Origin of the sequence: Actinoplanes sp. NPDC049668 (assembly GCF_044465445.1) — a bacterium.
Classification (GTDB): Bacteria; Actinomycetota; Actinomycetes; order Mycobacteriales; family Micromonosporaceae; genus Actinoplanes.
The window spans coordinates 1,112,734-1,131,360 of record NZ_JBITLR010000001.1; the positions used below are offsets into that span (position 1 = coordinate 1,112,734).

21 protein-coding genes are annotated in these 18,627 nt (G+C 70.6%); 8 read left to right on the plus strand and 13 right to left on the minus strand.

All coding sequences use genetic code 11. The annotated features are described in order from the left end of the window. Positions 1–38 precede the first annotated feature (38 nt). Positions 39–1,133 carry a sulfotransferase gene (locus ACIBSW_RS05190; protein WP_354724157.1) on the plus strand — a complete coding sequence of 365 codons (1,095 nt, stop codon included), beginning with the start codon at positions 39–41 and terminating at the stop codon, positions 1,131–1,133. Here the strand turns inward: ACIBSW_RS05190 and ACIBSW_RS05195 are convergent. From ACIBSW_RS05195 to ACIBSW_RS05240, 10 genes are all read right to left on the minus strand, one after another. After that, positions 1,097–1,582: a hypothetical protein gene (locus ACIBSW_RS05195; RefSeq protein WP_354724155.1), complete on the minus strand. Its 486-nt coding sequence runs from the start codon at positions 1,580–1,582 to the stop codon at positions 1,097–1,099. The genes ACIBSW_RS05190 and ACIBSW_RS05195 overlap by 37 nt on opposite strands. A gap of 7 nt (positions 1,583–1,589) precedes the next feature. Then, entirely contained in the window at positions 1,590–1,952 is a 363-nt protein-coding gene (locus ACIBSW_RS05200) for a response regulator (RefSeq protein ID WP_354724153.1), read from the minus strand. After that, on the minus strand, positions 1,949–2,428 hold the full coding sequence (locus ACIBSW_RS05205; protein ID WP_354724151.1) for a chemotaxis protein CheX: 480 nt from the start codon (positions 2,426–2,428) through the stop codon (positions 1,949–1,951). Before ACIBSW_RS05205 ends, ACIBSW_RS05200 begins: the two co-directional genes overlap by 4 nt. Then, positions 2,425–2,802, minus strand: coding sequence for a response regulator (locus ACIBSW_RS05210; RefSeq protein WP_221478700.1), 378 nt, complete (start codon positions 2,800–2,802; stop codon positions 2,425–2,427). Before ACIBSW_RS05210 ends, ACIBSW_RS05205 begins: the two co-directional genes overlap by 4 nt. A 15-nt stretch (positions 2,803–2,817) precedes the next feature. Continuing rightward, complete coding sequence (locus tag ACIBSW_RS05215) at positions 2,818–3,663, minus strand: protein-glutamate O-methyltransferase CheR (RefSeq protein ID WP_354724149.1); 846 nt, start codon at positions 3,661–3,663, stop codon at positions 2,818–2,820. Next, complete coding sequence (locus ACIBSW_RS05220; protein WP_354724147.1) at positions 3,660–4,838, minus strand: chemotaxis response regulator protein-glutamate methylesterase; 1,179 nt, start codon at positions 4,836–4,838, stop codon at positions 3,660–3,662. The genes ACIBSW_RS05215 and ACIBSW_RS05220 overlap by 4 nt, the downstream gene beginning before the upstream one ends. A gap of 16 nt (positions 4,839–4,854) precedes the next feature. Continuing rightward, the gene (locus tag ACIBSW_RS05225) at positions 4,855–5,727 is read right to left on the minus strand and encodes a hypothetical protein (protein ID WP_354724146.1); all 873 of its coding nucleotides are present in this window, start codon (positions 5,725–5,727) and stop codon (positions 4,855–4,857) included. Beyond that, on the minus strand, positions 5,727–6,164 hold the full coding sequence (locus ACIBSW_RS05230; RefSeq protein WP_184988549.1) for a chemotaxis protein CheW: 438 nt from the start codon (positions 6,162–6,164) through the stop codon (positions 5,727–5,729). The genes ACIBSW_RS05225 and ACIBSW_RS05230 overlap by 1 nt, the downstream gene beginning before the upstream one ends. Before the next feature lies 1 nt (position 6,165). Then, entirely contained in the window at positions 6,166–8,505 is a 2,340-nt protein-coding gene (locus ACIBSW_RS05235; RefSeq protein ID WP_354724143.1) for a chemotaxis protein CheW, read from the minus strand. An 84-nt stretch (positions 8,506–8,589) separates the two neighbouring features. Next, a complete protein-coding gene (locus ACIBSW_RS05240) occupies positions 8,590–9,288 on the minus strand; it encodes a response regulator transcription factor (RefSeq protein WP_184988542.1) in 699 nt (232 codons plus the stop codon). 221 nt (positions 9,289–9,509) lie between these two features. Here ACIBSW_RS05240 and ACIBSW_RS05245 point away from each other — a divergent pair, with 221 nt between their 5' ends. Both ACIBSW_RS05245 and ACIBSW_RS05250 read left to right on the plus strand, forming a co-directional pair. Continuing rightward, complete coding sequence (locus ACIBSW_RS05245) at positions 9,510–10,223, plus strand: histidine kinase dimerization/phospho-acceptor domain-containing protein (RefSeq protein ID WP_354724141.1); 714 nt, start codon at positions 9,510–9,512, stop codon at positions 10,221–10,223. A 114-nt stretch (positions 10,224–10,337) separates the two neighbouring features. Then, positions 10,338–10,859, plus strand: coding sequence for a CAP domain-containing protein (locus ACIBSW_RS05250; protein WP_354724139.1), 522 nt, complete (start codon positions 10,338–10,340; stop codon positions 10,857–10,859). Positions 10,860–10,867: 8 nt separating this feature from the next. Here ACIBSW_RS05250 and ACIBSW_RS05255 read toward each other — a convergent pair whose 3' ends face one another. Next, entirely contained in the window at positions 10,868–11,965 is a 1,098-nt protein-coding gene (locus tag ACIBSW_RS05255) for a UDP-N-acetylmuramate dehydrogenase (RefSeq protein WP_354724137.1), read from the minus strand. Between the two features lie 58 nt (positions 11,966–12,023). Between ACIBSW_RS05255 and ACIBSW_RS05260 the strand changes: the two genes are divergently transcribed. The 5 genes from ACIBSW_RS05260 to ACIBSW_RS05280 all read left to right on the plus strand — a co-directional run bounded on the left by ACIBSW_RS05260 (position 12,024) and on the right by ACIBSW_RS05280 (position 17,300). Beyond that, positions 12,024–12,785: a maleylpyruvate isomerase family mycothiol-dependent enzyme gene (locus tag ACIBSW_RS05260; protein WP_354724135.1), complete on the plus strand. Its 762-nt coding sequence runs from the start codon at positions 12,024–12,026 to the stop codon at positions 12,783–12,785. A gap of 181 nt (positions 12,786–12,966) precedes the next feature. Beyond that, positions 12,967–14,394 carry a GH1 family beta-glucosidase gene (locus ACIBSW_RS05265; protein WP_354724133.1) on the plus strand — a complete coding sequence of 476 codons (1,428 nt, stop codon included), beginning with the start codon at positions 12,967–12,969 and terminating at the stop codon, positions 14,392–14,394. A 4-nt stretch (positions 14,395–14,398) separates the two neighbouring features. Continuing rightward, a complete protein-coding gene (locus tag ACIBSW_RS05270; protein WP_354724131.1) occupies positions 14,399–15,415 on the plus strand; it encodes a LacI family DNA-binding transcriptional regulator in 1,017 nt (338 codons plus the stop codon). A 261-nt stretch (positions 15,416–15,676) separates the two neighbouring features. Next, positions 15,677–16,576 carry a hypothetical protein gene (locus ACIBSW_RS05275; protein WP_354724129.1) on the plus strand — a complete coding sequence of 300 codons (900 nt, stop codon included), beginning with the start codon at positions 15,677–15,679 and terminating at the stop codon, positions 16,574–16,576. 346 nt (positions 16,577–16,922) lie between these two features. After that, positions 16,923–17,300 (plus strand): DUF1349 domain-containing protein, encoded by a 378-nt coding sequence (locus ACIBSW_RS05280; RefSeq protein WP_354724127.1) that lies wholly within the window; start codon positions 16,923–16,925, stop codon positions 17,298–17,300. On the opposite strand, the gene ACIBSW_RS05285 is transcribed toward ACIBSW_RS05280, so the two are convergent. Both ACIBSW_RS05285 and ACIBSW_RS05290 read right to left on the minus strand, forming a co-directional pair. Continuing rightward, entirely contained in the window at positions 17,278–18,111 is an 834-nt protein-coding gene (locus tag ACIBSW_RS05285; RefSeq protein ID WP_404799223.1) for an EI24 domain-containing protein, read from the minus strand. The genes ACIBSW_RS05280 and ACIBSW_RS05285 overlap by 23 nt on opposite strands. 11 nt (positions 18,112–18,122) lie before the next feature. Then, complete coding sequence (locus ACIBSW_RS05290) at positions 18,123–18,542, minus strand: hypothetical protein (RefSeq protein ID WP_354724125.1); 420 nt, start codon at positions 18,540–18,542, stop codon at positions 18,123–18,125. Between the last annotated feature and the right edge of the window lie 85 nt (positions 18,543–18,627).

Below are 18,627 nucleotides of genomic sequence, written 5' to 3' on the forward strand. Positions count from 1 at the left end.
CGTTAATAGTTTCCGCTTAGTACGATATGTTGCCTCTGGTGACTGATCGTCCGATCATCGTCGTCGGTTGCCCGCGGTCGGGCACCACGATGCTCCAGCTCATGCTGCACGCCCACCCACGGATCGCGATTCCGCCCGAGACGCGGTTCACGCTCAACGCGTACTGGGAGCGGCGGCTCTTCGGCGACCTCTCGGAGGCCGCCAACCGGCGCGCGCTGGCCCACTGGATCATCCACCGGCGCGAGACCCGCTTCTGCGACCTCGGGCTCGACGCGGACGACATCACCGAACGGATCACGGCCGGCCCGGGCACGCTCGGCTCCGCGCTGGGCACCGTCTTCCAGCGGTACGCGGCCCGCTTCGGCAAGCCGCGGTGGGGCGACAAGCGCCCGGCGTACCTGAACAACGTCGACGTCCTGCTGCGACTCTTCCCGGACGCGCAGTTCATCAACATCGTTCGGGACGGCCGGGACTGTGTCGCCTCGCTGAAGGAGATGTCCTGGCACCGTCAGGACATCTACGCGACCGTCGCGGCGTGGTCCCGGGCCGTTGACGACGCGCGCCGGGCCGCCCGGCGCCTCGGCCCCGCGCAGTGGCACGAGGTGCGCTACGAGGACCTGGTCGCGGACCCGCACGCCGGCCTCGCCAAGCTCTGCGCCTACCTCGGCGAACGGTACGACCCGGCGATGGCGGAGCCCTCGGCCGTCGCGGACGTCGCGGTGCCGTCGTTCAAGACCTGGCATGCGCGTACGCACGCGCCGGTGACGACGCAGCGGGTGCAGAGCTGGCAGACGCGGCTGACCGCCGAGGAGATCGCGCTCTGTGAGGCCGCGCTCGGATCCCGGCTGGTGGCCTGCGGCTACGACCTGTCGGGCGCGGGCCGCCCGAACCCGGCGGCGCTGCTGCGATACGGCGTGAGCTCGGCGCCGCAGCGGTTCGTCCCGGCCCGCCGCGGCCTGAGCCGGGCGGCGAACCGCCTGCGGCGCGACGAAGACCTCGCCTACCACCCGGCGGTGGTCCTGCCCCAGCGCACCGGCCCCGGGTCACAGGAAAGGGCCCCGCGCAGTTTCAGCGGGGCGCCAGAGTCGGCCGTGTTTCAGACCAGCGAGAGCGAGAGCTTTCCCTTGCCGTAGCGGGTGACCTCGACGGTGAGGTCGAGCCGCTTGCCGAGGGCGAGCAGCTGCGCGCGCGCGTCGTTCGGCAGCGGCATGCCCGGGTAGATCACCTGGTAGAGCTTGACGTGCGGTGCGCCCTCCCGGTTGAGCAGGCTGGTCAGCACGTTGCACAGCTCGAAGACGTTCTCGGCCAGGTTCGGATAGAGCTTCCCCTCCTCGATGCTGTCCTCGGCGGCGCCGGCGGGGAGCAGGCCGAGGGCCGCTCCGGCGTTCGCCGCCAGGGGTAGCTGCAGGCCGAGCACCGCATACAGCTGTTGCGAGGCGTCGGTGTACAGGGCGATCACGCCGGTGGGCAGGTCCTCCGCGGTCATCGGGTCGCCCGAGGCGACGTTGACGTCCCGGCCGAGCAGGTCCTCGAAGAGGTTGCGGACGCTGAGGGCGGCAGGGATAACCGAGGTGTCAGACATAGCTATATCATCCCAAGATAGGTGAGAAGACCTCGTCGAAACGTTCGGCGGTGAAGGGCTTGACGATGAAGAAGGCCGAGCCTGCGGCCTCCGCCGCCTGCTGCATCTCGGGCGTGGACTCAGACGTGACGAAGCCGAACTTCACGTTGTTGCCGGCCGCCCGCAGCTTGCGCAGTACCTCGATCCCGGTCAGCTCCGGCATGTTCCAGTCGGAGATGACCAGGTCCGGCTTCTCGGCGATCGCCTTGTCGACGGCCTCCTGACCGTCGGCGGCCTCCACCAGGTCATGATCCCCGAATCCCGCCTGCCGCAGGGTCCGGCTCACGATCTGCCGCATCACCCGGCTGTCGTCGGCGATCAGGATCTTCATGCGCTCGCCTCCTGCTTCACGCTCTGCCACATCGAGATCGACACCGGTTCGCCGTCCCAGACGCCGTAGAGGCCGGTGATCCGCTCGGCCGCCGGGTAGTACGACGCCGTGTCCGGCGCCAGCACCACGGTCGGCAGGGACAGGTAGCAGCCGGCCGGCAGCATCGCCTTGACGTTGCCGCCGACGATGTTCGCCAGCTCGCCGAGCACGTCCGAGAGGTCGTCCTGGCCGACCTCCTCCGGCTCCATGGCCAGGAACGCGGCGGCGGCCTTCTCGGCGGCCTTACGTGACGACGCGTAGACCAGGTGCCCGTGCCAGGTGCCGGTGATGGACACCGTCGAGTGCACCTCCGACAGCTGCGACGCGTCACCGTTGAGGACGAGCGGGCTGACGCCTTCTGGATCGAGATAGGAGACCCAGACCTGCTCCACCATCTCGGCGAGGTCGTCCTCGCCTACCAGGTTTTCTCGACTCATGAGTTCGCTCCGGTCGGGACTAGGCCCAGCAGGGCCAGCTTTTCGATCATTGCGCCCTCCGTGAAGGGCTTGATCACATACTCGTGTGCTCCTGCGGCCAGTGCGCGGACGATCTGGCTCTGTTCACTCTCTGTCGTGACCATTACCAGCGTCATTTCGCGCAGCCGCGGTTCGGCGCGGACCTTGGTCACGAACTCGAGCCCGTTCATGTTGGGCATGTTCCAGTCGATGAGGGCCAGCTCCGGCACCTCGGTCATCGTGGCGAGCAGGTCGAGGGCCTCTTGGCCGTCACCGGCCTCGATCGCCTCGAAGTTCAGCTTGGCGACGATGCGCTTGAGAATCATGCGCATCGCGCGGGAGTCGTCGATCACCATGGCTCGCACCGCGGCTCACCCCTTCCTGGCGGCACCGGCCGGTACCGCGCTCCGCACTCGGTAGGCAGAGGTCCGGCCGGCCGCTACCCGTTCATAGTTTTCGTCGATGCCGATGGTCGTCTCGGCCGCTCCGAGGAACAGCCAGCCGTCCGGTCGCAACAGCCGGGCGACGTTGCGCAACACAGACTTCTTCGTCGCGACGTCGAAATAGATGAGCACATTCCTAAGGAAGATCACGTCGAACGGCGGCATCGACGGCAGCGGTGCGGTCAGGTTCATCAGCCGGAACGAGACATTGCGCCGTAGGCCGGGCGTTACCCGCCAGTGCGCGCCCGCGCGCTCGAAGTACTGGACCAGCTGGGTGGCGGGCAGGCCGCGGTTGACCTCGACCTGGCTGTACTCGGCCGCCTCGGCCCGCTTGATCATCTCGGTGGAGATGTCGCTGCCCATGATCTCGTAGGACCAGCCGGTCGGCAGGTTCTCCTGCAGCGTGATCGCCAGGCTGTACGCCTCCTGGCCGCTGGAGCTGGCCGCCGACCAGATCCGCACCTTGCGGGTCGACGCCCGGGTGCGCACCAGTTCCGGCAGCACCACGTCGGTCATCGCCGTGAACGGCTCGCGGTCGCGGAACCACGAGGTCTCGTTGGTGGTCAGCGCGTCGATGATCCGCCGCTGGTCCGCGGGGTTGGGGCGGCGCTGCAGGTTCGCCAGGAAGGCGGCGACGCTTTCCGCGCCGACCTGCCGGGCCACCGGGATGAGCCGCGCCTCGACCAGGTACTCCTTGCCGGGGGCGAGCACGATCGCCGCCTCCCGCCGGACCATGGCCGAGACGAACGCGAAGTCCGCTGCCGAGAGAGTCACCGGCTCACCGCCGCCGGCCGGGAGACACGGCCGGTCTGGACCCGCTGGATCATCGCGGCGGCGATCCGGTCCAGGGGCAGAATCTCGTCGGCGAGGCCGGCGCCGACCACGGCGCCGGGCATGCCCCACACCACGGAACTGGCCTCGTCCTGCGCCATGATCTCGGCACCTGCCTCGCGCAGCACCTTGGAACCACCTCGTCCGTCATATCCCATGCCGGTGAGCACCGTGGCGAACGCCGACGCCCCGAAGATCGACGCCACCGAGCGGAACATCACGTCGACCGCCGGACGGCACGAGTTCTCCGGCGGCGCGCCGCTCAGCTGGATCAGGGTCGCGGTGCTGCGGCGCTGCAGCACCAGGTGCTTGTCTCCCGGTGCGATGTAGACCGTGCCGGGAGCGAGTTCCATGCCGTCGGCGGCCTCGAACACCCGCAGCGGCGTGCTGCGGTCGAGTCGCTCGGCGAACATCTTGGTGAACACCGGCGGCATGTGCTGGGTGACCACGATCGGCACCGGCAGGTCCGTCGGCATCGCCTGCAGCACCTTGGTCAGCGCGTCGGGGCCGCCGGTCGAGGACCCGATCGCGAGGATGTCGACGCGCACCGGCGGGCCGCGCCGCACCGGGCGGGGCGGTCCGGCGATCCCGGGCCGGGCGGGCGCCAGGCCGGGACGGCCGGGCACGGGCGCGCCAGGCCGGCCTCCGGGCGGCGGCGCCAGCCCTGGGCGGCCGGCGGGCGGGCCGGGCCGGGTCGGCGGGCCGGTGACGGACCTGCGCCGGGCCAGTGCATGGATCTTGGGAACGAGCTGCTCGCGTACGGCCGCGATCGACTCCTGGATCGAGCCGACGTTGCTCGGCTTGGTCACGTAGTCGGTGGCGCCGGCTGACAGCGCCTCCAGCGTCGCGCTGGCTCCGGCCGCCGAGAGCGTGCTGAACATGATCACGGGTAGGTGCTTGTGCCGCTTGCGCAGCTCGCGGACCGCCTCGATGCCGTTCATCTGCGGCATCTCGATGTCCATCGTGACCGCGTCCGGCTTGAGCTGATCGATCTTGGCCTGGGCGAGCAGGCCGTTCGCGGCGGTGCCGACCACCTCGATCTCCGGCGCGCCGGTCAGCGAGTCGACGATGAGCCGCCGCACGACGACGGAGTCGTCTACGACCAGAACTCTGATCATGGATTCACCCGGCCCTTCACCCGAGCCACGCTGGGCCGAGCGCCGCGACGACCGGCGCGAGCAGCCGGTGTGCCGTGGCGGTGTCCAACAGGTCGCGGACCACCAGCGCCTGCACCGCGCCGCTGAGCATGTTCCAGACGCCGCCCGCGCGGTCGGCCACCGGGATCGCGGCCGTGTCCATCGCCTGCACCAGCAGCATCTGGGCCGCGGCGGCGGTGCGTACCCGGTCCGAGAGGTAGGCGGCCCAGGACGCCGAGTGCACGGCCGGTGACCACCCGCCGGCGTTGCGCCGGGCGTCCTCGGCGGACTGCAGCAGCCGGGTCAGGTCGTTGGCGCGCAGCGACCGGAGCCGATCCAGCAGCGCGGACACCGCGTAGTGGTGCGGGCCCAGGTCGATCGGCTTGCCGGCGGGCAGCTTGCGCACCGCAGCGACCCAGCCCGCGCCGAGCATCCGCCGGGTGGTGTCGTCCAGCACCTCGCGCAGGTAGCTGGCCACGGCCGCGTCGCAGAGCAGCGCCGTCGCCGCGGCGGCGTCCTCGCTCTGTGTCGCGTCGCGGCCGGTGCCGTGCCAGGTCCAGGCCATCACGTCGTAGCGCAGGCAGGTCAGCAGCGCGTCCACCGAGCCGATCGGCGCGCGCTCCACCAGCGCCAGCGAGCTCGCCGGGTCGTCCGACTTCATGCCTTTCAGGCTGGGCATCCGGCGCGCGGCGCTCTCCACCTCGACCCAGAGCGGGCCGCGCACCCCCTCGTCGGGCAGCCGCTGTGCCAGCACCGGCAGGTCCCCGACGCCCAGACGCAGGGCGCGCAGCAGCACCTCGGCGGTCGCCGACCCGCCACCCAAGCGGGTGAGGTCGAAGCCGAGGACGGGGGCACTGACGAGGCTGTACATCAGGTGGTGGCTCGATAGGTGTCGACGGCCTGGTTGACGTCGAGGGCGAGCATCAGCCGCCCGTCGAGCTTGAAGGTGCCGACCACCAGCTCCCGGGTGGGGCCGCTGAGCGTGTCCGGCGGCGGCTCGAAGGCCTCGTCGTCGAGGTCGACGACCTCGCCGATCCGGTCGACCAGCAGGCTGACCGGCTCGCCGTCACCCCGCAGGATCACGTTCATCACCGGCCCCTCCATGGCCTGCCGGGCCAGGCCCAGCTGCACCCGCAGGTCCACCGCGGCGATCACCTGGCCACGCAGGTTGAACAGCCCGCCTACGGCCGGCGGCGCGAGCGGCACGGGGGTGTACTCGTTGTACGAGAGCACCTCCTGGACGGTGTCGACCTCGACACCGAAGAGCTGGTCTGCCACCTCGAAGGTTGCGAATTGACGGCTCGCCATCTCAGGCCTCCACCAGCATCTCGTCGGCCGACTCGGTGTAGAAGTTCGGATCCGCGGCGAGGATGGCCCGGCGCACGTCGAGCAGCTCGGTCACCCGCTGCTGGATCACCGCGGTGCCGACCAGGCCGTCCTCCTCCGCCTCGCGGCGCGCCGTCGTCGAGTTCTCGGCGATGTCCACGATCCGGTCGACGACCAGGGCGACGCTGCGCTGACCCTCGCTGTACACGACCACGGACACCGTCTCGCCCTCCTCCATCTCGCTGTACGCCCCGAGCAGGTGCGACAGGCGAACCAGCGGCAGGATCTGCCCCCGGTACTGAACGACCTCGCGGGAACCGGCGTGCTCGATGCGGCTCCGCGGGAACTCCTCGAGCCGGGTGACCGCGTCCAGCGGGATCGCGACCCGGCGCTCGCCGACCGCGGTGACCAGCAGACGCTCGCCCGTACCGGCGCCGTTGCCGGCGCGCGACGTGCCGACCAGGTTCTCGCGGTCGGACTCGGCGGTCAGGTGCGAGCGGCGGGCCAGCGAGGAGATGTCGAGGATGAGGCCGACCTTGCCGTCGCCCAGGATCGTGGCGCCGGCGTACAGGCCGATGTCCTTGAAGCGGCTGTTGAGGGCCTTGACCACGACCTCCTCGGTGTTGAGGACGCGGTCGACGACCAGCCCGAAGCGGCGCCCGTCGGCGTGCAGAACCATGATGTAGACGCCCTGGTCGCCGCCGACGTCCAGGCCGAGGGCCCGGTCCAGGCGGACCAGCGGCAGCAGCTTGCCGCGCAGCCGGTACACCGGCGCGCCGGAGGCGTACTCGATCTTCGTGGACTGGCCGTCGATGAAGACCAGCTCAAGGACCGCGACCTGCGGCACCACGTAGCGCTGGTCGCCGCAGTCGACGGTCAGCGCCTGGATGATCGCCAGGGTCAGCGGGATGGTGAGGCGCCAGACCGTGCCCTCGCCCAGCGTCGAGTCGACGCTGACCGCGCCGCCGATCCGCTCGATGTTGGTCTTGACCACGTCCATGCCGACGCCGCGGCCGGACACGTTGGTCACCTTCGCCGCGGTGGAGAAGCCCGGCTGGAAGACCATGGCCATGATCTCGCGCTTGTCCATGGTGGCGACCTGCTCCGGGCGGAGCAGGCCCTTCTCGATCGCCTTCTCGGCGATCCGGTTGACGTCCATGCCCGCGCCGTCGTCGGCAACGTCGACCGCGACGTGCCCGCCCTCGTGGTAGGCCCGCAGGGTCAGCGTGCCCTCCGCCGGCTTGCCGGCGGCGACCCGCTTGTCCGACTCCTCGATGCCGTGGTCGACGGCGTTGCGCACCAGGTGGGTCAGCGGGTCCTTGACCGCCTCCAGCAGGCTGCGGTCGAGCTCGGTCTCCTTGCCCTCCATGACCAGCTCGACCTTCTTGCCGAGCGACTGGCTCAGGTCGCGGATGACCCGGGGCAGCTTCGACCAGATGTGCTCGATCGGCTGCATCCGGGTCTTCATGATGCCCTCTTGCAGCTCACTGGTGATCATGCCGAGCCGCTGCGCGCTGCGGACCAGGCCGGAGTCGCCGGTCTCCATCACGCCGCGGACCAGCTGGTTGCGCGCCAGTACCAGCTCGCCGACCAGGTTCATCAGGCCGTCCAGCAGGTCTACGTCGACCCGGATCGCGCTGTCGGCGACGCTGCGCTTGGGCGTCTGCGCCTGCAGGGCCTCGTTGACCGCGGCCGGCGCGGCCTTGCCCTCCTCCAGCAGGATCGCGCCGAGCTTGCGCTCGTCGCCCTCCAGCTGCTGCTGCAGCGCGGAGCCGACGTCGCCGGGCGCGGCGGCGCCGGACTCGACGAGCATCTCGCCGAGCGGCCTGCGCTGCCCCTCGACCGGCTCCACCGCGCGTGCGGGCAGCTCCTCGAGCGGCTCCGGCGCCTCGGCGCGCTCGACGGCAGGCCTGACGACGGGGCCGGCCTCCGCGCCGGTCGCGTTCATCTGCGCGTGCACCGCCGCGATGATGGCGTCGACGTCGACTTCGCCCTCGTTGCCGTCCTGCTCGATCGCCTCGAGCAGCGCGCGGACGCCGTCGATCGTGGCGAGCAGGGTCGTGATCGTGGTGGGCGTCACCGGCTGCACGCCGTCGCGCAACCGCGACAGCAGCGACTCGCCGGCGTGTGCGAGCGTCTCCAGCCGGGTGAAGGCCAGGAACCCGCTCGTGCCCTTGATCGTGTGGATTGCCCGGAAGATGCGCGAGATCAGGTCACGCGATCCCGGCTCCTGTTCGAGTGCGACGAGATCCCGGTCGATCTGGTCCAGGTTCTCGTGGCTCTCCATCAGGAATTCGCCGACGATCTCACCAAGGTCTTCCACGACTACCTCCTGCTCGTATCCCACTGCCCTCATCGACCCACCGGCTCCTCATCTGAGGACACCCGGACTGCTACCTCGACCGGCTCAGGTGTCGCCTCCAGCACGCCGGTAGCGGTAGCCGAATCCGCGCACGGATTCGATGGGCGATTCGTCGGGATCCGACCAGCCGAGCTTGCGGCGTAGCCGGAGGACGGCGAACTTGACCCGCTCCTGGCCGATGCCGGTCGGGTCGTCCCAGGCCTGGGTGAGCAGCTGGTTCGGGCTCAGCACCGCGCCCGCGTGCCGAACCAGGGCGTTGAGCAGCCGAAACTCGGTGGGCGTCAGGCGCTTCTCGTCGCCCTTGACGTAGACCCGGCGCTTGGTCGGGTCGAGGTGCACCAGCCCGTCGTCGTAGATCTGGCTGGCCCAGCTGTTCTGCCCGCTGGACGAGCGGCGCAGCAGCGCCTCGACCCGGGCGAGCAACTCGTTGTTGGCGAACGGCTTGGTGAGGTAGTCGTCGGCGCCGCCGCGCAGGCCGCGTACCTTCTCGGCCTCCTGGCCGTGCGCGGTGAGCACCAGCACCGGTACGTCGGACACGTCCCGGAGCCGCTCGAGGACCTGCCAGCCGTCCATCTCCGGCAGGCCGACATCGAGCACCACCAGGTCGGGGTGTTCGGCGTAGGCCTCCTTGAGGCCGGCGCGGCCGTCGCCGGCGTGCGCCACCTCATAGCCGGCCCGGCTGAACAGAAGCCGCAGCGCCAACGCGATGTCCGGGTCGTCCTCGACCACGAGCAACCTGCTCATGCTCTAACCACCGTGACCCCCAACCTTGCGTCGCCTGACGCGGCTGCCCGGCCAGCGCGGCACGGTGGCTGCATCGGTCAGCGTCTTACCTGCGTCCCCCGCGAAGACGGAGGGCGAAAAGATGAATGCCCAAAACCACGATAGCGTGACGTGTCCGTTCATATACGGAAAGTTATAGTTCAGCGTGCGCCTACGCCGCCGGGCCCGTCGATGAGGGTTCGATGACCCCCGAACCCGGTACGCCGTCGCGGGCACCCGCGGGCGGGGCCCAGCAGGCCCGGTTCCTCGCGGTCGTCTCGCACGAGCTACGGACGCCGCTGACCACCATCGCGTCGTTCACCGAGAGCCTGGACACCGACAGCCTCGCGCCGGCCGAGCGCTCGGTCGCGCTGGCGGCCGTGCGCCGCAACACCGAGCGGATGCTCGCGCTGGTCGAGGACCTCATGCTGGTCGGCCGGCTGCAGACCGGCGACCTCGAGCCACGGCGCACCGTCGTCGAACTCCCCGCGCTGATCGCGGAGGCCGCCGAGCTGCTGGCCAGCCGGGAGCCCTACACGGACGCGACCGTACAAGCCGATTCCGGGCCACCGCTGTCCGCCGACGCCCCGCTGCTGCGGGATCTCCTCTACGCGGTGATCGGCACGGTGGCCAGCGGCGCGGCCGACCGGTCCGCAACGGTACGGGCATCGGCCGGGCGACAGGGCTGGACGGTGCGGGTCACCGCCCGGCAGTCCGAGCAGCTCACCGACGAGCAGCTGATGGCCGGGATGCTGGCCCTCCCCGAGCCGCCGTACCGCCGCCGCAGCACCGCGGTGTGGATGCTGCTGGCCGAGGCGATCGCCGCCGGGCACGGAGGTTCCGTTCGGCTGACATATGCCCCAGACGCGGGGGCAGGCGCCGAGATCAGGCTTCCGCCCACCATCCCCACAGGCTAACAGCCTTGCGGGTCGATACGTTGTAAACGGGCAAAGAAAGGACATACTGCCAAAAAGCCGATCCGATAGCCATGCCGGGCGAACACGCGCCCAGCGCGGATCGGGAGGCAGCAAGTGTTCGGTTCCGTACGATGTCTCGCCCTGATCGCGGCCGCGCCGGTCGCGCTGATAGGGATCGTGGCGACACCCACGCACGCCGAGACCACGATCCCGGCGGCCGTGGCAGCCAGGGGCGGAGCCGGGCCGACCACCTACCCGGTGCTCGGCGAAGAGGTGTTCGAGTCGACCAACCGGGCTCGGCTGCGCCACGGCTGCCCCGCCGTCGCCCTGGACGAGGAACTGACCGTCGCGGCCGTCCGGCAGAGCCACTACATGGCCGCCACCGGCGACTTCGGGCACTTCGGCTGGAACGGCTCGACCTTCCGGAGCCGCTCCCGCGCCGCCGGCTACCACGCCGTGGCGGGCGAGAACGTCGCACACGGCTACTCCGGCACCGCCGAGGTCATGGCGGCCTGGATGGCCAGCCCGCCGCACCGGGCCAACATCCTCAACTGCGGCGTGAAGGCGCTCGGCACGGGCGTGCAGCGCGCCGCGAACGGCACCTACTACTGGACCCAGGTCTTCGGCTGGCGTTAGCGGTGCGCCTAGAGGACGCAGTTCACCAGGACCGGTTCGGGATGCAGGACGACGCCGAACCGGTCCCGCACGCCGTCGCGGATCTCCCGGGCCAGGTCGAGCAGCGCCGTCGTCGTGCCGCCGCCGCGGTGGGTCAGCGCGAGCGTGTGCTTCGAGGAGATCGCCACCCCGCCGGCGCCGGCGTAGCCCTTGCCGAAGCCCGCCTTCTCGATCAGCCACGCGGCCGGGACCTTGACCGTCCCGTTCGGCGCCGGCCAGCTCGGCGCCGCGCCCGCGTCGGCGAGCCGGTCCTGCACCGCGACCCACTCCTGCGCCGACAGCACCGGGTTGGTGAAGAACGAGCCGACCGACCGGGTGTCCGGGTCCTCGGGGTCGAGCACCATGCCTTTGCCCGCGCGCAGCTTCAGCACCGTCTCGCGGACCTGCGACACGCCCGCCCGGTCGCCGACCTCGACGCCCAGTTGACGTGCCAGTTCGGCGTACCGGACCGGGGCCGACTGCCGGGCGGCCTCGAGGCGGAAGTCGACCTCGAGCACGACCCAGCGGTCGCTGTGCTTGAAAATGCTCGACCGGTAGGCAAAACCGCATTCCGGCAGCGAGAGCGCCCGCACCTCGTCCGCGTGCCGGTCGTAGACGTGCACCGCCTCGATCGTGTGCGCGACCTCCTGGCCGTAGGCGCCCACGTTCTGGATCGGGGTCGCGCCGGCCGAGCCGGGGATGCCGGACAGCGCCTCGAGGCCCGAGAGGCCCCGCTCGATCGTGTCCGCGACGAACTCGTCCCACGGCTCCCCGGCGGCGACCCGCACGAGCACGCCGCGCGAGCTCCGGTCGACCACGCGCACCCCGCGGGTACGCAGCAGCAGCACGGTTCCGGGGAATCCCGCGTCCCCGATCACGACGTTGCTCCCGCCGGCGAGGACGAGCACGGATTGCCCCGAGCCAGCGGCTGCCCGTACGGTTGCCACCACTTCATCCGTTTCGGACAGCACGGCCAGGGCGCCCGCGGGCCCGCCGAGGCGTAGCGTCGTGTACGCCCCCAGCGAACTGGCATGCGCTGTGGGTGCGGCGGTTGGGTGGTCAGCACTAACGTCAGGCACGACGTTCACCCTAGGCCGCGGGGCCACGGGTGGAATCCGGTGGTCCTCCTCGAGTGGGAGAAGGCTGATGAACAGGCTGCACGCGACGAAGGACTTCTGGCTCGCCGCCCTGCGCGCGGACGGGCCCGCGTTCCAGGACGCGGTCGCCGAGACCGGGCCCGAGGCCGCGGTGCCCTCGTGTCCGGGTTGGACGGTGGCCGACCTGGTCGAGCATGTCACCACCACCCTGCACTGGGTGCGCGAGCTGACGCCGCGCGGCGTGATCGACCGGCCCGCCGATCCGGTCATCCCCGATCCCCGGCCCGATTGGCCCGCGGCCCTCGACCAGCTGCGCCGGGAGATGACCGGAACGATCGAGACGCTCGACGCGCTCGACCCCGACCACCCGTCCTGGACCTGGCCGGCGCAGGCGCGCAAGGCCGGCTTCTGGCAGCGCCGGATGGCGCACGAGATCTCGGTGCACCGCTGGGACGCCGAGGCCGCGGCCGGTCGCGCCGTCCCGATCGAGACGAAGCTCGCCGCGGACGGCGTCAACGAGGTGATCGACACCTGGCTGCCGGCCGGCCGCCGCAAGGGCCCCACCGATCTGTACGGCGTAGTGCACCTTATCGCCACTGACGCGAGCTACGAGTGGTTCGTCCGGTTGCGCGGCGCGGGCATCGCGCTGCTGGACACCGGAACGATCCTGGATTCCGACGATCACCACCCCCGCGCGGAGGCCTCCGGCACCGCGAGCGACGTGCTGCTGGCGCTTATGGGACGGATCGATCCGGACAATCTGCACCTGACCGGCGACCCACGCCTGTTCAGCCCGCTCAGGGCCGGTTGAGGCGTCCCATAATCCGGACCGCGTTCCGCAACTTTCGGATGGCTCCCGAGAAGAGGATTGGCTCTACGCTGTACCGGTTAAGGGCGGTCGTTTCCGGCCGCCCGCCACAGTCCCGCCGCTGATCAAGCCGGTCGGCGCGGCCCGGCACGGCGGCGGCGGATCACGCAGGGAGCGGTGAAGGATGACGGCAACCGTCTCGGTGGAGTCGAGCGACAGACCACTGGCATCGGGGGCGCGGTTCCCGGACGGCTTCATCTGGGGCGCCGCGACGGCGTCTTACCAGATCGAGGGCGCGGTAAACGAGGACGGCCGCGGGCCGTCCATCTGGGACACGTTCAGCCGCACGCCGGACCGGGTGTACGCCGGGCACACCGGCGACGTGGCGTGCGACCACTACCACCGCTACGTCGAGGACGTCGCGATGATGGCCGGCCTCGGGCTGGCCTCGTACCGGTACTCGATCGCCTGGCCGCGCATTCAGCCCGACGGCACCGGTCCGGTCAACACCCGCGGACTGGACTTCTACGACCGGCTCACGGACGAGCTGATCGGCAAGGGCATCGACCCGGTCGTCACGCTGTACCACTGGGACCTGCCGCAGAGCCTCGAGGACCGCGGCGGCTGGACGGCCCGCGCCACCGCCGAGGCCTTCGCCGAGTACGCCCAGATCGTGCACGCCCGCCTCGGCGACCGGGTGCGCACCTGGACCACGCTGAACGAGCCGTGGTGCTCGGCGTACCTGGGCTACGGCAGCGGCCGCCACGCGCCGGGCGTCCGGAACCCGGCCGCGGTCTTCAAGGCCGTGCACCATCTGCTGCTCGGCCACGGCCTGGCCGCCCGCGCCCTGCGCTCGGCCGGTGCGCAGAGCGTCAGCATCACGCTGAACCCGGCCTCGGTCCTGCCGCTCGACCCGGAGAACTCCGCCGACCTCGAGGCCGCCCGCATCGTCGACGGCCTCAACAACCGGATCTTCCTCGACCCGCTGCTGCGCGGGCGGTACCCGGACGACATGCGCGAGCACATGGCCCGGTTCGTCGACCTGTCGTTCATCCAGGACGGCGACGAGGAGATCATCAACGCGCCCATCGACGTGCTGGGCGTCAACTTCTACACGCCGACGTACGTCTCGGCGAAGCCCGGCACGCCGGCCGCGCTGGACGCGCCGGGCACCGAGGGCGTCGCGTTCCGCGAGCCGGTCGGCCCGGTCACCGACATCGGCTGGCAGATCGAGCCGGCCGCGCTGACCCGGCTGCTGGACCGGATCCACCGCGACTACCCCGGCACGCCGATGATGATCACCGAGAACGGCGCGTCGTACTCCGACGGGCCGTCCGAGGACGGCGAGGTGCACGACACCGACCGCATCGAGTACCTCGACGGGCATCTGCGCGCGTGCTTGGATGCCATTTCCCACGGCGTTGACCTTCGGGGATACTTCGCGTGGTCGTTGATGGACAATTTCGAATGGGCCGAGGGGTACGCCAAGCGATTCGGTCTCGTGCACGTGGACTACACCACGCAGCAGCGGGTGCCGAAGGACAGCGCGCGGTGGTACCAGGAGGTGATCCGGCGAAACGGTCTCACCGACCGGGGCCGGATCGGGGAGTGAGCTGATGGTGACGCGGGAGCGACCGACTCTGGAGGCCGTGGCCAGGCGGGCCGGTGTCTCGAGGGCGACCGTCTCCCGCGTCGTCAACGGGTCGACCACGGTCGCCGTGGCGATCCGTGACGCGGTGAACCAGGCCGTCGAGGAGCTGGGCTACGTGCCCAACCAGGCCGCGCGCAGCCTGGTCACGCAGCGCACCGAGTCGATCGCGCTGATCCTGCCGGAGACGGCGAACCGGGTCTTCTCCGACGACCTGTTCTTCCCCGCGGTGATCCGCGGCGTGAGCATGGAGCTCGACGCGGCGGACAAGCAGCTGGTGCTGATGATGGCGGGCTCCGCGGCCAGCCACGACCGGGTCGAGCGGTACGCGATGGCGGGCCACGTCGACGGCGTCATGTTCGCCTCGATGCACGGCGCCGACCCGCTGCCCGGCGCGCTCGCCCGGCTCGGCATCCCGGTGGTCTGCAGCGGCCGCCCGATGACCCCGGCCGAGCTGCCGGTCCCGTACGTCGACGTGGACCACGTCGGCGGCGTCGGCAAGGCGGTCCGGCATCTGCTGGGTACCGGGCGGCGCAGGATCGCCACCATCGCCGGCCCGCAGGACATGATCGCCGGGATAGACCGGCTGACCGGCTACCAGGACACGCTGCGCGAGGCGGGGCTGCCCGAGCACGTCGCCGTCGGCGACTTCACCCGCGAGTCCGGCCTGCGCGCGATGCGCCAGCTGCTCGCCGACGACCCGGGCCTGGACGCGGTCTTCGTGGCCTCCGACATGATGGCCCACGGCGCACTGCAGGCGCTCAAGGACGCGGGCCGCCGGGTGCCGGAGGACGTCGCGGTGGTCGGCTTCGACGACTTCGAGATCAGCAGGCTCAGCGACCCGCCGCTGACCACGGTCCGCCAGCCGATAGTCGACATGGGCCGGACCATGGCGCGGCAGATGCTGGGCCTGGTCAACGAGCGACCGTCGGAGCCGGACGCCGTCGTCCTCCCCACCGAACTGGTGGTCCGGGCCTCCGCCTAGGCCGTGTCTCGTGGATCTCCTCGAGCAAGCGCGCCGCTGCACGGGTGGCCGGCGGTGCTCGTCGGCCGGCCGGCGGCGTGGACCGTGCCGCTCGCGAACGGGTGCCGGCCGACGTCGGCCGCACGATGCCGCGTCTTCACGCTCCGGAGTCACTACAACCATAAATATATTTAAGGTAAGTTTCCTGAACCCTCCGCCCGTCGCTTCTCGTAACTATCGGTGCTGCAACGAACAGCTGGACCTAGGGCGAAGGAGCGGTGCATGTACCGGAGGAGCAAGATCAGCGGACGGACCCGGAAGCTGGTGATCGCAGGTGCCGCCGCAGCGCTGCTCGGCTCGGCGCTCGCAGTCGGCACGGGGATGAGCCAGGCCGCCGAGTCCGGAGCCGGCTCCGGTGACATCAACGCTTTGGTGCCGGCGCTGGGTTTCAGCCCGGGCAATCCGAACGCGACGGCCGACCGCGTGGGCCCTACCGGGGTAAACGTTCCCGGTCGCTGCCCGCCCACTCAAGCCCAAGTGAACGCGCAGGTAGCGCTCAAGAATGCGAACCTTCCGAGTGGAACGGACCTCGAAAGCCGCATCCAACGTTTTGAAAAGACCTTGTCGGCGATTCAAGACTTGAAATGCCCCGCATCTTCCACGACTTTGCTGGGCCGCTTGAATTCCTTGACCGCGCTGCGCGGAAACGCGAACCGCGATAACGTCCTGCGTGGTTTGGGTTTGAACGAAACGCCAGCGGATAAAGCCGCCGCCGCAGGATCCGGTGACGCGGCCTCGAGTGGAGCGACGGGGAACGCCGGAGCCAGCTCCGGTGACATCAACGCTTTGGTGCCGGCGCTGGGTTTCAGCCCGGGCAATCCGAACGCGACGGCCGACCGCGTGGGCCCTACCGGGGTAAACGTTCCCGGTCGCTGCCCGCCCACTCAAGCCCAAGTGAACGCGCAGGTAGCGCTCAAGAATGCGAACCTTCCGAGTGGAACGGACCTCGAAAGCCGCATCCAACGTTTTGAAAAGACCTTGTCGGCGATTCAAGACTTGAAATGCCCCGCATCTTCCACGACTTTGCTGGGCCGCTTGAATTCCTTGACCGCGCTGCGCGGAAACGCGAACCGCGATAACGTCCTGCGTGGTTTGGGTTTGAACGAAACGCCAGCGGGCTAAAGCCGCGGACAGCGGCAACCTGATCCTTCGCGGATCCTGATCCACCGCACGGAACCGCCTCGCCGGAGGCCCTCGCACCACGGGGGGTCTCCGGCGCGTCCGTGTGTGGGCCATGTGCGCGGTGATCTTCAGCTACTTCGGCACGCTGACCGACCCCGGCGCTGAGGAGTATCGCGAGCCCCTCGCGCACCGCACCGGCGAGCTGCTCGGCGTCTGCCGGCCACGGTTCTGGGAGGCGTGGCCGGGAGCTTCGGCGAGCGCACCATCGAGGTCCACGGCGGGACGGAGAGCACGCTGAGGGCGGTGGCGCTTTCCTGCGGAGCGAACGGTCGGCATGGAGATCCGCGTGCCTGAACTGCCGTTCCCGCTGCGCTGGTCACCCGCACCGCAGAGCTGGGCCTACAAGGAGGGTGTGCTGACCGTCGCCGCCGGCCCGCGCACGGACCTCTTCACCAGCCCTGAGGAAGGATCGGTGCGCGCCGAGGCGCCGCTGCCGCTCGGCTCGTACCGGGGTGACTTCCAGTTCTCGGCGCTCGTCGCCCCGGCCTTCGGGGCCGCTTTCGACGCGGGTGCGCTGATCGTCCGGGAGGGCCCGGATCGCTGGCTCAAGCCGGCATTCGAGGCGCCGCCGGAAGGGGTCCCGATGGTGGTCTCGGTGGTGACCCGGGGATCCTCGGACGACGCGATCCACGAGACGCGGCCTAGAGGGACCGCACCGTCGTGATCTCGATGGGTAGTCCGAGGGAGCGGCGGGCGAGCAGGGTGCCGCCCACCACGGCGGCCGGCATCACCAGCACCGCGCCCAGCGGGATCAGGAAGCAGGCGAAGACGGCCACCCCGAAGCCGAGGGCGAGCGGGCGGTTGCCGCGCAGCGCGGCCCGGCGGTGGCGCAGGCGCTGACCGCGCCGCTGGAACGGCACGCCGGTCAGCTCGACCGCGAGCAGCCAGCCGCCGATCGTTGCGCCGATCACCGGGACCACGGTCTGTCCGACCACCGGGATGAAGCCGGCCACGAACAGCGGGATGCCGAAGAGGATGGACAGCCCGATCAGGCGCAGCGAGTCCACCAGGCTGCGGGCCAGCGAGCGGCCGAGGGACACCTCGACCTCGTCCGGCACGCCGCCGTAACGGGCCTCGACCAGACCGGAGATCTTCTCGTAGAACGGGTCGCCGATCAGCAGCGTGACGGCGGTGAAGGTGAGCACGCCGAACAGACCGCCGAGCCCGATCAGGGCCACGCCGGCCAGCACCCGGGTCAGGTTGCGGCTGACCTCCGACCAGTCGTCGGCGAACCAGGTGACCGTCGCGGACAGGTCGTCGACGTACGCGATCAGGGCGGCCAGCGCGGCCGCGTACAGCAGGCCGGCGATCAGCGCCGGGAGCAGGCCCAGGCCGAGGATCTTCGGGCTGCGCAGGACCAGGAGCAGGCCGCGGCCGAGCAGGCCCGCGCCGGCGGCGAACTCCCGCACGGCGCCGCCGGTCGCGGCGGCTCCCTGTTCGGCAACGGACCGCAGTTGGTTCGAATTACTCCCCACGGTCCGGGAGCTTAGGACCCCTGGGCCAGGTTCGGCTCGGCAGGGCCGGAGGCCTCCGGGTCGGTGCTCGCGCTCGGCGCCGTCGCGGACGGGCTCGGCGGGGGGATGACCATGGTCGGGGTCGGCACCGGGGGATTCAACAGCGTAAAGGTCGGCGAGGGCGATCCGGCGACCACGGTGGACGGTGCGGCGGCGCTCGGCACCGCGACCGCGGCCCGGTCCGCGACGGCCAGGGACGATTCCACGGCGACCGGCGTGGTGGCGGGCGGCGACGGCAACGCGGCGTTCGACTCGGACGCCGGCCTCGCGGCCCGCTCGGGCGCGTGGCCGATTCCGCCGGCGCCGCCGGGCGCGCTCAGCACCGGCGCTGCGGGTGCCGGCGAGCCGAGCGTCCAGCCGACCGTGACGGCGAACGGAAGCCCGAGGGTCACCAGGCCGAAAAAGATGGATTTGGGGGAAAGCGGCACGTCATGAACACCGTTTCAGTGCCCGAAAAGTTACGGCTCGGGCGATCTA

Excerpts from the sequence above, each read along its gene's own strand:
- ACIBSW_RS05275 (WP_354724129.1), top strand. The coding sequence starts at position 15,677 with ATGTACCGGAGGAGCAAGATCAGCGGACGGACCCGGAAGCTGGTGATC.
- ACIBSW_RS05265 (WP_354724133.1), top strand. The coding sequence starts at position 12,967 with ATGACGGCAACCGTCTCGGTGGAGTCGAGCGACAGACCACTGGCATCG.
- ACIBSW_RS05220 (WP_354724147.1), bottom strand. The coding sequence starts at position 4,838 with ATGATCAGAGTTCTGGTCGTAGACGACTCCGTCGTCGTGCGGCGGCTC.
- ACIBSW_RS05205 (WP_354724151.1), bottom strand. The coding sequence starts at position 2,428 with ATGAGTCGAGAAAACCTGGTAGGCGAGGACGACCTCGCCGAGATGGTG.
- ACIBSW_RS05210 (WP_221478700.1), bottom strand. The coding sequence starts at position 2,802 with ATGGTGATCGACGACTCCCGCGCGATGCGCATGATTCTCAAGCGCATC.
- ACIBSW_RS05240 (WP_184988542.1), bottom strand. The coding sequence starts at position 9,288 with ATGAGCAGGTTGCTCGTGGTCGAGGACGACCCGGACATCGCGTTGGCG.
- ACIBSW_RS05200 (WP_354724153.1), bottom strand. The coding sequence starts at position 1,952 with ATGAAGATCCTGATCGCCGACGACAGCCGGGTGATGCGGCAGATCGTG.
- ACIBSW_RS05230 (WP_184988549.1), bottom strand. The coding sequence starts at position 6,164 with ATGGCGAGCCGTCAATTCGCAACCTTCGAGGTGGCAGACCAGCTCTTC.
- ACIBSW_RS05260 (WP_354724135.1), top strand. The coding sequence starts at position 12,024 with ATGAACAGGCTGCACGCGACGAAGGACTTCTGGCTCGCCGCCCTGCGC.
- ACIBSW_RS05270 (WP_354724131.1), top strand. The coding sequence starts at position 14,399 with ATGGTGACGCGGGAGCGACCGACTCTGGAGGCCGTGGCCAGGCGGGCC.
- ACIBSW_RS05195 (WP_354724155.1), bottom strand. The coding sequence starts at position 1,582 with ATGTCTGACACCTCGGTTATCCCTGCCGCCCTCAGCGTCCGCAACCTC.
- ACIBSW_RS05225 (WP_354724146.1), bottom strand. The coding sequence starts at position 5,727 with ATGTACAGCCTCGTCAGTGCCCCCGTCCTCGGCTTCGACCTCACCCGC.
- ACIBSW_RS05245 (WP_354724141.1), top strand. The coding sequence starts at position 9,510 with ATGACCCCCGAACCCGGTACGCCGTCGCGGGCACCCGCGGGCGGGGCC.